This window comes from Arthrobacter sp. 9E16, from assembly GCF_002929435.1.
Classification (GTDB): domain Bacteria; phylum Actinomycetota; class Actinomycetes; order Actinomycetales; family Micrococcaceae; genus Arthrobacter_B; species Arthrobacter_B sunyaminii.
Map to the genome: position 1 here is coordinate 1,095,747 of NZ_PJIU01000001.1, position 12,833 is coordinate 1,108,579.

Annotated in this window: 15 protein-coding genes; 6 read left to right on the forward strand and 9 right to left on the reverse strand. The window is 67.4% G+C overall.

Translation table 11 applies throughout. The annotated features are described in order from the left end of the window. Nucleotides 1-2: 2 nt before the first annotated feature. Both CXR00_RS05260 and pstS read right to left on the reverse strand, forming a co-directional pair. On the reverse strand, nucleotides 3-203 hold the full coding sequence (locus CXR00_RS05260; RefSeq protein WP_237685543.1) for a hypothetical protein: 201 nt from the start codon (nucleotides 201-203) through the stop codon (nucleotides 3-5). Between the two features lie 112 nt (nucleotides 204-315). Further along, a complete protein-coding gene (gene pstS / locus CXR00_RS05265; RefSeq protein WP_237688626.1) occupies nucleotides 316-1,431 on the reverse strand; it encodes a phosphate ABC transporter substrate-binding protein PstS in 1,116 nt (371 codons plus the stop codon). A gap of 249 nt (nucleotides 1,432-1,680) precedes the next feature. Here pstS and CXR00_RS05270 point away from each other — a divergent pair, with 249 nt between their 5' ends. Further along, nucleotides 1,681-2,064 (forward strand): DUF1304 domain-containing protein, encoded by a 384-nt coding sequence (locus tag CXR00_RS05270; protein ID WP_237688627.1) that lies wholly within the window; start codon nucleotides 1,681-1,683, stop codon nucleotides 2,062-2,064. Here the strand turns inward: CXR00_RS05270 and CXR00_RS05275 are convergent. The 6 genes from CXR00_RS05275 to CXR00_RS05300 all read right to left on the reverse strand — a co-directional run bounded on the left by CXR00_RS05275 (nucleotide 2,045) and on the right by CXR00_RS05300 (nucleotide 6,961). Next, nucleotides 2,045-3,001 carry a DNA-3-methyladenine glycosylase gene (locus CXR00_RS05275; protein ID WP_104053415.1) on the reverse strand — a complete coding sequence of 319 codons (957 nt, stop codon included), beginning with the start codon at nucleotides 2,999-3,001 and terminating at the stop codon, nucleotides 2,045-2,047. The genes CXR00_RS05270 and CXR00_RS05275 overlap by 20 nt on opposite strands. Beyond that, nucleotides 3,001-3,687 (reverse strand): alpha-ketoglutarate-dependent dioxygenase AlkB, encoded by a 687-nt coding sequence (locus tag CXR00_RS05280; RefSeq protein ID WP_104053416.1) that lies wholly within the window; start codon nucleotides 3,685-3,687, stop codon nucleotides 3,001-3,003. Before CXR00_RS05280 ends, CXR00_RS05275 begins: the two co-directional genes overlap by 1 nt. Next, nucleotides 3,684-4,253, reverse strand: a complete 570-nt coding sequence (locus CXR00_RS05285; RefSeq protein ID WP_104053751.1) for a methylated-DNA--[protein]-cysteine S-methyltransferase — start codon at nucleotides 4,251-4,253, stop codon at nucleotides 3,684-3,686. Before CXR00_RS05285 ends, CXR00_RS05280 begins: the two co-directional genes overlap by 4 nt. A 74-nt stretch (nucleotides 4,254-4,327) precedes the next feature. Beyond that, nucleotides 4,328-4,837, reverse strand: a complete 510-nt coding sequence (locus CXR00_RS05290) for an RNA polymerase sigma factor (protein ID WP_258060272.1) — start codon at nucleotides 4,835-4,837, stop codon at nucleotides 4,328-4,330. A 103-nt stretch (nucleotides 4,838-4,940) separates the two neighbouring features. Further along, entirely contained in the window at nucleotides 4,941-5,450 is a 510-nt protein-coding gene (locus CXR00_RS05295) for a methylated-DNA--[protein]-cysteine S-methyltransferase (RefSeq protein ID WP_104053418.1), read from the reverse strand. A gap of 17 nt (nucleotides 5,451-5,467) precedes the next feature. Then, nucleotides 5,468-6,961, reverse strand: coding sequence for a SulP family inorganic anion transporter (locus tag CXR00_RS05300; protein ID WP_104053419.1), 1,494 nt, complete (start codon nucleotides 6,959-6,961; stop codon nucleotides 5,468-5,470). Nucleotides 6,962-7,250: 289 nt separating this feature from the next. Here CXR00_RS05300 and CXR00_RS05305 point away from each other — a divergent pair, with 289 nt between their 5' ends. After that, nucleotides 7,251-8,135, forward strand: coding sequence for a dihydrodipicolinate synthase family protein (locus CXR00_RS05305; protein WP_104053420.1), 885 nt, complete (start codon nucleotides 7,251-7,253; stop codon nucleotides 8,133-8,135). Between the two features lie 13 nt (nucleotides 8,136-8,148). Here the strand turns inward: CXR00_RS05305 and CXR00_RS05310 are convergent, their stop codons facing one another. Beyond that, complete coding sequence (locus CXR00_RS05310; protein WP_258060273.1) at nucleotides 8,149-8,619, reverse strand: CinA family protein; 471 nt, start codon at nucleotides 8,617-8,619, stop codon at nucleotides 8,149-8,151. A 156-nt stretch (nucleotides 8,620-8,775) separates the two neighbouring features. Here CXR00_RS05310 and CXR00_RS05315 point away from each other — a divergent pair, with 156 nt between their 5' ends. The 4 genes from CXR00_RS05315 to CXR00_RS05330 are packed head-to-tail and all read left to right on the forward strand — an operon-like array spanning nucleotide 8,776 to nucleotide 12,798. Then, nucleotides 8,776-9,873: a glycosyltransferase gene (locus tag CXR00_RS05315; RefSeq protein WP_104053422.1), complete on the forward strand. Its 1,098-nt coding sequence runs from the start codon at nucleotides 8,776-8,778 to the stop codon at nucleotides 9,871-9,873. Continuing rightward, nucleotides 9,870-10,937: a glycosyltransferase gene (locus CXR00_RS05320; protein ID WP_104053423.1), complete on the forward strand. Its 1,068-nt coding sequence runs from the start codon at nucleotides 9,870-9,872 to the stop codon at nucleotides 10,935-10,937. Before CXR00_RS05315 ends, CXR00_RS05320 begins: the two co-directional genes overlap by 4 nt. After that, nucleotides 10,934-11,953 (forward strand): glycosyltransferase, encoded by a 1,020-nt coding sequence (locus tag CXR00_RS05325; protein ID WP_104053424.1) that lies wholly within the window; start codon nucleotides 10,934-10,936, stop codon nucleotides 11,951-11,953. The genes CXR00_RS05320 and CXR00_RS05325 overlap by 4 nt, the downstream gene beginning before the upstream one ends. Next, complete coding sequence (locus tag CXR00_RS05330; protein ID WP_104053425.1) at nucleotides 11,950-12,798, forward strand: glycosyltransferase family 2 protein; 849 nt, start codon at nucleotides 11,950-11,952, stop codon at nucleotides 12,796-12,798. Before CXR00_RS05325 ends, CXR00_RS05330 begins: the two co-directional genes overlap by 4 nt. Nucleotides 12,799-12,833: the final 35 nt, after the last annotated feature.

Here is a 12,833-nt window from a genome sequence, read left to right on the forward strand (position 1 = left end):
AGTTATTCCGTCAGCTGCGGCTGGGTTTCGATGAAGACCCAGTCCCGTTCCCCAAGAATCGGCTCAATCACCGGGCCGCCCGCTTCCGCGATGCGGTCCTGCACCTTTCGTGGGAGGCCTTCGTCACGAAGGTTCTCCCGCAGCCACATTTTGGCCGAACCGTCTAGATACGGCCACCAGCGCTCGATCTGGATCGGTTGCATTGCTGCCCCCTTAAACTCGCGGTGAAACAACGTTGCCACCGCGGTCCGGACCGCGCAAGGGGGGTTGCCTAAGTGGCGGCCGCCCAAGGTGACAGGCGGCCGATGCGCCCAGCTAGGGCAGGGTGCCGATGCTTTCGATGGACTCGCGGGCCTGTTCCGCCAGGGTTGCCGGGATGGGAGCACTCTTGGCAGCGTCCTCCGAGGCCGCCTGTCCTTCGTCGCTGACCACGTACAGCCCAAACGCCTTTACCAGCTCCACCGTGTTCGGATCCTCATAGCCGCTGCAGTAGATCTGGTAGGAAACAAGAACCAGCGGATAGGCGCCGGGGACCGTGGTGGTGCGGTCCAGGTGGAGGGCAATGTCATGGGGGCCGCGGTCCGGAACGCGGCTGGCCTGTTCGACGGCGATTGACGCGCCCTCTGCACTGATCGGGACGTACTCCTCCCCGACCAGCAGATTGACGGTGCCCATGGAGTCGTCGATAACGGAATCGTCCGCGTAGGTCACGGCACCCTCGGTGCGGGTCACCGTGCTGACCACACCGGCGTTCCCCTGTGCGTTTTCACCGCCCAAACCGCCCGGCCATGTCCCCGAAGGGCTGTCCTGCCAGGCATCAGGAGCGGCGTCATGCAAATACTCGGTGAAGTTCTCGGTGGTGCCGGAGTCATCGGCCCGGCTGACCGGAGTTACCGGGAGGTCAGGGAGATCAACCCCGGGATTCTGCCCGGCAATGGCGGGATCATTCCACCTGACAATTTCGCCGCGGAAGATCCGCGCGATGGTTGCGGCGTCCAGGTTGAGGGAATCGATGCCCGGCAAATTGAAGGCCACGGCAATCGGTGAAATGTAGGCCGGAATATCCAGGGCGCCTCCCGGGCCGCAGACTTCGCGGGCCTGCTCCAATTCCTCCTCCTGCAGATAGGCATCCGAGCCGGCAAAATCCACGGCCCCGGCCAAGAGGGCGCTGCGGCCGGCACCGGAGCCGTCCGGGGAATACTGCAGCTGAACCTTCGGGTGTAGGAGGCCGAAGCCTCCAATCCAGGCGTCCATGGCCGGTCCCTGGGCGCTGGACCCGGAGCCGGAAAGAATGCCGGAGAGAGTGGAGGTGCTGTTTTCCGCTGCTTCGCGCTGCGCGTCGCCCAGTGGATAGTCCGATCCGCAGGCGGACAACGCCAGCGCGGCGGCGGCAACCACGGCAAGAGTGCGGGCGGGACGGGGTTTCGGCACGGAGGCTGTCCTTCCGGGGACTGTGACTGTGGGCCGGTTTAAGTGCCCACACGAGCTCCCGGAGGAAAGACCGGGCGCCTCTTCAAGGCTAGCGGCCATTCCCGCTCCTCCGCCAACCGAAAGACCTTCCGGCCCTTGGCCGCCCGCAGTGCCGGTGAAACGATGGAAAGACCGCGACGGCTGCCTCTTTGGTTCCCGGACGGAAATCCGGACCCGGAATCAGCTGTCACCGGCCCAGGAGGAGTCAAAGTGCTCATTACCGCAGCCGTCTTTGCCGTGATTGCCGCGGCTATTCATCTGTACATCTTTGTGCTGGAGTCCCTGCGCTGGACTGCGCCGGCAACCATGGCGGTGTTTAGAATCTCCACTCCGCAGGAAGCTGCCTACACCCAGGGCCTGGCCTATAACCAGGGCTTCTACAACCTCTTCCTGGCCGTGGGAGCGATGCTGGGTGTGGTTCTGCTCGGGGCCGGCAGTCGTGTGGCCGGGCTGACCCTGATGAGTTTTGCCGCTGCGTCAATGGTGCTGGCCGCTTTGGTCCTGGTGTTCAGCAACCGCCGGATGATCCGTCCGGCCCTTATTCAGGGCGGGCCGGCCCTTGTCTGCCTCGCGTTCACCCTGCTCGGTGCCTGACGGTGCTCTTATCGCTTGGCTTTTCCGTTCGGGCAGCCCCGTAGGCAGCTGCAGTCCACAGGTGGAACAGGGCATAGGCACGCCACGGCCGCCAAGGTTCGGAGAGCGCCGCCGCCGCACGCGCCGTCGCAACTCCCAGCGCCCGCTTAAGCACCAGGTCGTCGGCCGGATACGCGTCCCGGTCACCGAAGACACGCACCGCAAGATAATCGGCGGTCCAGGGCCCAACTCCCGGCAGCGCCAGCAGCGCGCTCCTGGTTGATCCGGCGTCAGCTTCCGGGCTGATCTCCAGCCCGGAAGCAACTGCTCCGGCCAGCGCGGTGACGGTGCGTGCCCGGGCGTGTGTCAGCCCCACGGCCAGCTGCAGTTCCGACGGCGGCACGGCAGCCAGCTCTTCAGGCGAGGGGAAGGCACGCAGCCCGTCCCGTTCGGCACCGCCGTAGGATGCCGCGAGCCGGGCGCCGAAAGTACGGGCAGCCGCCAGCGAGACCTGCTGGCCCAGCACCGTCTGGACTGCGGTCTCGAAGCCGTCCACCGATCCCGGCACCCGCAAACCCCGGGACACCGCCACCAGCGGAGCCAGAAGGTCAAAACCGGAGAGAAACGGATCGATGACGGCCGGATCCGCCTCCAGATCCAGCCAGCGCCGAACCAATGCGAGCACCGCGGCTTCTTCCTGCCCCCGGGCCTTCGCCGGAGTCGCCCCATCCAGGGAAAGCTCTGCCTCCACGGCGCCCGGATGGCCGAACCGGACGCGGACCAGAGCCGGCCCGGACGGCGCGGGCACCAGGCGCTCCACCCAGGCCCCGCCGTCGTCGTATTCCGCCCGCTCCACCCCGGGCACTGCGTGGGCCGCAAGAGCGCGGAACAGCGGCTGCCAGGCGAACGGTTCGGCGCAGGGCAGAACGTGCCGGACACTCCGGGTCAGCGCCGGCATCAGGACAAACCGGTCATGCGCAGGGTGATGTTGATCCGGCCCCGGGCAAGTCCGGAAGCGGGGTCGGCTGTGTCCGGAAAGGTCTTCGGCACACCGTGGTATGCAAACCGGGAGGGGCCGCCAAACACGAAAAGATCGCCGGAATTCAGCTCGATATCGGTGAACGGCCGGGTCCTGGTCAATGTATTCCCAAAGCGGAATATACAGGTGTCGCCGATGCTCAGGGAAACCACAGGGGCGCTGGATTTCTCATCCTTGTCCTGGTGCATGCCCATGTGGGCGCCGTGCGCGTAGTAATTGATCAGCGCCGTGTCCGGGGTGTAATCCTCGGGTTTCCACAGCTCCGGGGCGTATCCGGGCCGGCCGGGGGTGGCGTACGCTTCGGCCAACGCCCGCCGGCCCAGGGTGATCAGCCAGTCGGGCACGTCGGCCACCCGTCCGCCGCCGGCGTCGTCCGCAGTGCGGGTGTACTTGTACGGCTGCCAGTGCCAGCCCAGGCATACCGTCTGCACCGACATCGGATGCCCGCCCGGCATGACGGCGGCGCGCATGGGCACCGGTCCCACCGCCCACTGCCGGCAGGCCCGGACAATCTCCCGCTGGGCCGCCAGGTCCAGCCACCCGGGTACGTGGACGGCGCCCGGCCCCGGTTCGGTACGTTCGGGCGGAAAGAGTGCACTGTTCATGCGGCTGCCTCCAAGTTCAGCAGAAGCCGTTTGGCAGCAGGGCCGCCGCGGTAGCCGCCCGTGCTGCCGTCCGAGCGCACCACCCGGTGGCAGGGCACCACCACGGGCAGCGGGTTCAGGGCGCAGGCGGTCCCGACGGCTCGGACCGCGCCGGGGCTTCCTGCCAGGGCGGCAACGGCCGAATATGTTGCAGTGGATCCGTAACCAATGTCCCGCAGATGCTCCACGACGGAGCGGCGGAACCCTGCCGTTAGCCGCAGGTCCAGGGGCAGGTCGAAAGTGCGGCGGGTTCCGTCAAAGTACTCGGTGATCTGAGCGGCGGCGGCTTGGAGCCGGTCCGGTGCGGCCAGGATCCGGGGGCTGATGCGTTCGGCCAGCAGGGCCAGCACGGCGTCATGGTCTTCGCAGTCAAAGGCCACCCGTACCAGGCCTGCATGCGTGGCGGCCAGCAGCAGCTTCCCCACCGGGGTCTCAACAACTGTGTACCCCACATCCAGCAGCCCGGCTTGCTCGGCGGCAGCCCCCAGACGTTTCTGCAGCCGGTCCAGGGTGTCGCGGTCGGCCATCTCCCGTCCGGGTCCCGGCGCCTGAATCAGTCGTTCCAGCGGGCTTTCCTGCATTGGGTTGTCCTGCAGCGGGATCATCGGGACTCCTCCAGGTTCAGGCTGCGCAGTTTCTTCATGCCGTCCGCTGCCGACCGGCGGCACGCTGCCTCCGTTCCACCCAGCAGCACTGCCACCTCGGCATAGGGCAGGCCCGCCAGGTGGTGGTAGGCAAGGGCTTCACGCTGGCGCTGCGGCAGAGTTTTGAGTGCCTCCCACAACGGGTCAAAGCACTCGGAGCCCTCCGGTGCACTGCCGTTTCCAGGGGCACGGGCAACGGGCCCCGGGCGGAACGCGGTCTCGGGCAGTTCACCGACGGGCACAGGCCGCCGGCCGGCGGCACGGTGGACGTCTATGGTCTTGTGCTTGGCGATCGTCACCAGCCAGGCCTGGATGTTGGCCCCCGGCGGCAGCCCGGGATAAGCGCGCAGCGCGGCCAGGAACGTTTCCGACCAGGCGTCCTCGGCGTCCTGCGGGCCCAGCACGGCACGGCAGACCCGCAGCACGGCCGGGCCGTGCTCCCTGACAATGGCTTCGAACGGTTTCACTTCCACACCCGGTAGACGTTTCCGAAACAGCTTTTGTGAGCCGGCTCCGGTTTCAGCTCCCATGGTCTCACCGCACGGGCTCCCCGGCCTGCGCCCGCGGATTTCAGAACAGCACGTCCTGGACCTGCCGGGGATCCTCCAGCCCCAGCAGAAAGTGCTTGCGCTGCAGCCCGCCGGCATAGCCGGTCAGCGCACCGGCCGCGCCGACGACCCGGTGGCAGGGAATGATGACGGAAACCGGATTGCGCGCATTGGCTGAACCGACGGCCTGAGCCAGGTTTTTATCGCCCAGCTCGCGGGCCAGGTCGCCGTAGGACCGCGTTGCGCCAAAGGGAATCTCCTGCAGGAGGGCCCAGACCCGCTGCCGGAACGGATTTCCCGCCGGGGCGAGCGGCAGGTCGAACTCCCGCCGGTCACCGGCGAAGTACTCGCCCAGCTGGTCCCGCGTCCGCGCCAGGACAGCGGCAGCGTCCAGGGGTACCTGCGCGCCCAGCGTGTCCGGCGCAGGTCCGCGCCGGTGGTTCTCCATGTACACCGCCGTGAGGGCACCGCCGTCGGCCACCAGGGTCAGTAACCCGATGGGCGAAGGGATGACGGCATGCACGGCACTCATGAGCCGAGCGTAGCGCCTTAGTCGCCCAGCTGGCCGCTGAGCCGGGAACGGATGGCGTCGGAGGAGTCATTCAAACCGGTGATGCGGACGGTCTTGCCCCGGCTCCGGTACTTTTCCGTGATGGCGTCCAGCGCGGCTACGGTCGAGGCATCCCAAACATGCGAGGCGCTGAGGTCAATCAGCACGTCATCCGGATCCAGGGCGTATTCAAACTGGGTGTAGAGGTCATTGGAGGAGGCAAAGAACAACTCGCCGCGCACCGTGTAGGTGACTGTGCCGCCGTCGTCCGCCGCTGCCCGCTGCACGGTGACGAAGTGCGCCACCCGGCGCGCGAACAGCACCATGGCGGCGAGGGTTCCCGCTCCGACGCCGATGGCCAGGTTGTGGGTGAACACCGTGGCCACGACGGTGATGGCCATGACGGCTGTTTCGGACTTGGGCATGCGGCGCAGGGTGGAGGGCCGGATGCTGTGCCAGTCAAAGGCCGCCCAGGCGACGAAGATCATCACGGCCACGAGTGCCGCCATGGGGATCAGCGCCACGATGTCCCCGAGTGCCACCACCAGGATGAGCAGGAACACTCCGGCCAGGAAAGTGGAAATCCGGGTGCGGGCACCCGAGGCCTTGACGTTCATCATGGTCTGCCCGACGACGGCGCAGCCGCCCATGCCGCCGAAGAAGCCGGTGACGATGTTGGCGATGCCCTGACCGGCCGCCTCACGCGGCTTGGAGGACCGGGTGTCGGTGATGTCATCGACCAGTTTGGCGGTCAGGAGGGATTCCAGCAGGCCCACAAAGGCCATGGCGAGGGCGTACGGAGCGATGATTTGCAGCGTCTCGAGGGTCAGCGGCACGTCGGGAAACAGCAGGGCGGGGAGACTGTCGGGCAGCGCACCCTTGTCCCCGACCGTGGGGATCTCCCAGCCCGCGGCAACGGCGGCAACGGTCAGCACCACAATCGCCACCAGCGGTGCGGGCACCGCCGTCGTCAGCCGGGGCAGGCCGAAAACAATCACCAGCCCGACGGCGACCACCGGGTAAACCAGCCAGGGCACGCCGATCAGCTCGGGCAGCTGGGAGGAGAAGACCAGGATGGCCAGGGCGTTGACGAAGCCCACCATCACGGAGCGCGGGATGAAGCGCATGAGCTTGGCGACGCCGGCAAGCGCCAGCAGGATCTGCAGGATGCCGGCCAGGATGACCGTTGGCACCAGATACTGCACGCCGTGGCTGGCCACCACCGGGGCGATGACCAGGGCGACGGCGCCGGTGGCAGCGGAGATCATGGCCGGGCGGCCGCCCACGAAAGCGATGGTGACTGCCATGGTGAAGGACGCGAAAAGACCCATCCGCGGATCCACGCCGGCGATCACGGAGAACGCGATTGCTTCGGGGATCAACGCCAGGGCCACCACGAGTCCGGCCAGGACCTCGGTTTTCAGCAGCCGCGGCGAGCGCAGCGTGGACAGGACAGACTGCCGGGCGGCCGGGGCAGGTGCACTTGGTGTCATTGCGGGCAAGGCTGTTCCGTTCGGATGTGCTGGGAGGATCCGGTGGCCGGGACGGGGTGTGCGGGGCCGTGCGTCGAATCCGCTTCCAGATTACCGCCGCGCAGGCACCCTCCGATCCGGCTCCGCGGCGCGGGCGGCCGATGTCACACTGGCCCGGGCTCTGCGAGGAGGGCGGTGATGTTCTGCTGACAGGACCTGACCTATCCGGAACGTCTTTGTCTGGGAACATAATGCATACTAATGCGCAGAGGAAAGTGTGTTCGCTGCACATAATCGGAGGGAGCGTGCATTGTTTACCGGCCTGAGCGCTTTTCCCCTGACACCGCTGCACAATGACGCCGTGGATGAAAGTGCTTTTGTCCGCCTGATGGTGCGGCTGGCCGAGTCCGACGTCGATTCGATCGCAGTGCTGGGCTCCACCGGCTCCTACCCCTATCTGAGCGCCGGGGAGCGCCGGCGCGTGGTGCAGCTGGCCGCGGCAAGTGCTGGATCGAAGCCGCTGATCGTCGGGGTCGGGGCGCTGCGCACTTCCGAGGTCCTGACCCATGTCCGGGCTGCGGAAGAAGCAGGCGCCGCAGGGATCCTGCTGGCTCCGGTGAGTTACCAGGCCCTGACGGACGACGACGTTTACGGCCTTTTCCGGGAAGTCACGGACTCCTCCAATGTGCCGGTCATTGTTTATGACAATCCCGGCACGACCCATTTCACTTTCAGCACCGCACTTTACGGCAGAATTGCGGAGCTGCCCGGAATAGCGTCGATCAAGATCCCTCCGGTATCCGCCGCAGCCGCACCGGAAAGGGTCAGCGCCGTCCGTGCCGTGATTCCGGACCATGTAACCGTCGGTATCTCCGGGGATGCTGCTGCCGCCGGCGGACTCGCCGCCGGGTGCGACGCGTGGTACTCAGCCGCGGCGGGCACCCTGCCCGGCGAGATGGTGCGGATCATGCGTGCCGCACAGGAAGGCCGGCACGCAGACGCGGCAGCCGAGTCTGCACGGATGGCTCCGCTGTGGGAGCTCTTTGCCGAACACGGGAGCCTGCGCGTCATTGCGGCCGTCGCCGAGCAGCTGGGCCTGGCTCACCGAAACTGCCTCCCCCTGCCGGTGCGCGGGCTGGGGGTAGGGGAACGCAGGCACCTTGCCGCCGTCGTCGAGAATCTGGAACTCGCGTAACCGCCCCGCAGTCTTATACCTTCCGGGCCAGGTCGTACAGCTGCTGCAGCGCCGCGGCTTCGGTCTTTTCCAGCACTTCCGTCGGGTCTCCGTCAAACAAGTACTCGGAGTGACCTGTTTTCCCGTGCAGGCTCCAGCCGATGAAAACGGTTCCGGCCGGTTTCCCTTCCAACGGTCCCGGTCCGCCCGCCCCCGTAGTGGAGACGGTCAAATCGGCGTTGAACAACCGGGCAGCTCCCGCGGCCATTTCTTCAGCACACCGCGCACTCACAACAGGGCCTTCACTGACACCCAGCACGGTCTGCTTGATTTCCGTCAGGTAGGCAACGATCCCGCCGCTCAGCCACTCGCCGGTGCCCCCTCCGCGGCCCAGGGCGCCGGTAAGGTTGCCGCAGGTCAGCGACTCGGCGGTTGCCACCGTCAGGCCGGCCCGCTCCACTTCATCAGCGATCAGCTGCGGGAGTTCCTCCAGGGGGTTTGTCACCGCGTCCATATACAGCTTTGCCACCTTCCAGCGTCCGTATGCTATTGATTACTAACGGTACTTACTATTTCATCTCCCGCGCCGCTCCCGGTTCTTACCGGGCACGGCGCCTTGAAGAAGCGGGGTCACAGATTGCAGCCGCGGAACTCCATACGGGTGGCGAGTATTCCTTCCGGACACGTCTACGTCCGCCATCTGGACCCCCTGCCGGGAACTGCGCCGGAAACCCCCGAGATTGTCCGCCTCCCGGATCCGGACCCGGACTCACCGGACAACCCGGCCACGGGCAAATGGTGGCCCCCGGTGATGCTCTCCGCCCAGTGGATTGACGCCAACGCGGATCTCTTCGATGTGTTCCACATCCACTTCGGCTTCGACGCCCTGGACCCCCGGGACCTGCAGGAGGTGGTGGCGGCGCTCCGGCGGAACGGCAAGCCGCTGGTCTACACCGTGCATGATCTGCGCAACCCGCACCACGAGTCCCCCGCCGCCCACGACGCCCACCTGGATGTCCTGATTCCCGGCGCTGACGCGCTGATTACCCTGACCGAGGGTGCCGCGGCGGAAATTGAACACCGCTGGGGCCGCCGCCCGGACGTCATTGCCCACCCGCACGTCGTCGAACCCCAAACCATGGCGCATTATGCCCGGCGCGCCGAGGAGGCCGGGAGCGGCGGCCCCTACCGCGTGGGCGTGCACGTCAAGAGCCTCAGGGCCAGCATGGACCCCCTTCCGGTGATCCGGGTGCTGCTGGAACTCGCCCGGGAAGACGGCGGCATGGTGGTTCAGGTGAACGGGCACTGCGATGTCCTGGAGCCCGGCGGCGCACGGTACGACGCCGAGCTGGCGCAGTTCCTGGAACGAAAGTCCCGTTCCGGCGAACTCGAACTGCACATCCACGACTTCCTGCCGGATGATCAGCTCTGGGACTATCTCGCCGGGCTGGATCTGTCAGTGCTCCCCTACCGCTTCGGCACCCATTCGGGCTGGCTGGAAGCCTGCCGGGACCTCGGCACCGCGGTGGCCGCACCCGACTGCGGTTTCTATGCAGATCAAGGTCCGGTGTTCGGTTACTCCCACAATGAGGACGGACTGGATGCCGCCTCCCTGAAAGCAGCCGTCCGGGCCGCACGGCACGCCGGCCCGCCCGCGCCGCTTAAGCCCCGCGCCCGGGCCGAGCAGCGGAACGCCATTGCCGCCCGTCACGCGGAACTCTACGCGGAGCTCCTCGAGCGCAGCGGTGTGCTGCAATGAGGCTCTGCATCATCGGCCCCTCCCGCTTCCCCATCAGCGAACCGTTCGCTGGCGGCCTGGAGGCGCACACCCACGCCCTGGTCTCCGCCCTGACGGCCCGCGGGCATGAAATCACCCTCTTCGCAGCGGCCGGTTCCGACCCGGAGCTCCGGGTAAACTTCCTCGACATCCCGGTCTTCGAAATGAGCCAGACGGCGCGGAACGACGTCGGAGCCCTCCCCGAGCAGTGGATGGCAGAACACCATGCGTATCTCTCGCTCATGCTCGATCTGGCCGAACACGGGCATGAAAAGTACGACGCCGTCCTGAATACCAGCATCCACCACCTGCCCATTGCCATGTCCCGAATGCTCCGCGTTCCGCTGATCACCACCCTGCACACGCCTCCGGTGGGATGGATCGAGTCGGCAATCCGTGTGCGCGGCGACGCCACACGGTTTATTGCCGTTAGTTCCCACACCCGAAATGCCTGGGCGGACCTGGTGGACAGCACGGCCATCCTGAACGGTATCGACACCGGGCGCTGGCAGCAGGGCCCCGGCGGCGGCTCCGCCATCTGGTTTGGCCGGATTGTGCCGGAGAAGGGAACGGCCCTTGCCATCCAAGCGGCCAAAGCGGCGGGAATCCCCCTGGATCTGGCCGGCCCCGTCTTCGACAGCAGCTACTTCGAATCCGAAGTCCGCCCGCATCTTGGCACGGACATCCGCTACTTGGGACACCTGGACCATTCCCATCTGCGCCGGGCCGTCCAGGGCGCCTGCGCAGCGCTCGTAACCCCGCGCTGGGATGAGCCGTACGGCCTGGTGGCGGCCGAAGCCCTTGCGGCAGGCACCCCGGTTGCCGCCTTCGAGCGGGGCGCCCTGCCCGAAATCCTCACTCCGGACTGCGGTCGCCTTGCACCGGCGGATGACGTCGGCGCCCTCGCCGTGGCCCTGCGCGAGGCGTCAGCTCTGGACCGGAATGCCGCGCGGCGCCGGGCTGAGACGTTCTGCTCCCATGAGCGGATGGTGGACGAGTACGAAGCACTGCTTCTTGAAGCCAGCCGGCAGATGGTCACAGCATGATCGGCTACTACATCCATCATCAGGGCATGGGGCACCTGCGCCGGGCCCAGGCAATCGCAGCGCATCTGCCGGCCGGAAGTGTGACGGCTCTGTCCTCCCTCCCCCGGCCCGGCGGCTGGGACAACCCGTGGATCCAGCTGGACCGGGATGACACCGGTTCGGAACCGGCATCCGTGGATGCCAACGGCCGGCTGCACTGGGTGCCGCTGCACGACGCCGGGCTGCGCGAACGCATGGGACAGCTTTCGGCCTGGCTGCGGGAGGCTGCTCCGGCTGTTCTTGTTGCCGACGTCTCGGTTGAAGCCGCCGTGCTGGCACGGCTGCACGGCGTTCCCGTGGTCTCCGTGGCGCTGCCCGGGCTGCGCAGGGACCCTGCCCACACGCTTGGTTTTGGAATTTCGGACGCCGTGATTTCGGCCTGGCCACCTGAAGCACCGGACATGCTCGCCGTCTCAGATGACTGCCTCAGCGGAAAACTGGTCCCTGTCGGCGCGATCTCCGGCATCCCGGTCCGGCCCGGACGCCCGCCCGGGCCTGTCACCCGGGTCCTGGTGCTGGGCGGCGCCGGCGGCGGCGGGATGAATGACGCCGACATCGAGGACGCCCGGCGCCAGACACCCGGTGTGGACTGGGTTGCGCTGGGGACAAACCCCGGAAACCGGACCGCGGATCCTCTCCCGCATCTCAGGGATGCTTCCCTGGTGGTTACCCACGCGGGGCAGGGCGCCGTTGCGGATGCCGCCGCTGCCGGTGTACCCGCAGTGGTCGTCCCCCTGGAACGGCCCCATCAGGAACAGTTCACCACCGGCCGGGCACTGTCCCGGATGCCCGGACTCCCCGTCATCGTCTCGCGCAGTTTCGCCCGGGGTGACTGGGCCCAGGTACTGGCAGCTGCCGAAAAACTGGACGGCCGCGGCTGGGCTGTCTGGAACGACGGTCAGGGAGCGGCCCGCGCCGCGCAGGTCATCGCGGACGTGGCCGCACCAAGACCCGTCCCGGCGGGAGCGGCGCCGTGAAGGTCACTGTCATCACCTTGGTGCACGGCCGGCACGCACATCTGGCGGCCCAGCAGCAGGCGCTGCTTCGCTCCTCGCAGCTGCCCGATGACTATGTAATCGTCGCCATGGATGACCCCGGAGTTGCAGCTTCCTTCCCCGACCCGCGTCTGCCCGGAACCGTCGTCGAACTCCCCCGGACGGGCACGGCGCTGCCGCTGGCCAAGGCCCGGAACGCCGGGGCGCGTGCAGCACTGCAGCGCGGCGCTGACCTGCTGCTCTTCCTGGACGTCGACTGTCTCCCGGGAACGGACCTGGTGGCTGGCTACGCAGCGGCAGCCAAGGATGACGCCGTCGCAGCGCGGCTGCTCTGCGGCCCGGTCACCTATCTGGAGCCGCCCGGGCCTGAGGGCTACTGCCTGGACCGGCTCCAGGATTTGGACTCGCCGCACCCCGCCCGGCCTGCCCCGCAGCCGGACGAGATCATCCCTGAGGACAATCCGGATCTGTTTTGGTCCCTGTCCTTTGCCGTCACGGCGGCAACATGGGACCGGATCGGCGGGTTCTGCGAGGACTACACCGGCTACGGCGGCGAGGACACCGACTATGCACGCCTGGCCGGACGCGCCGGTGCCGGCCTGGCCTGGGTCGGAGCGGCTCGGGCCTACCACCAGTTCCACCCCACTCAGGATCCACCCGTCCAGCACCTGGCGGACATTGTGCGGAACGCCAACCTGTTCCATGCCCGCTGGGGCGCCTGGCCGATGGGCGGCTGGCTGCAGGGATTCCGTGAACGGGGACTCATCAAGGGCGGGCACGGGACAACGCCCTGCACCCTCACCGATCAGATGGGACAACCAGCCTGAACGGAGCGTGTTCCGGCGGCGGAAATTTTCGCCGC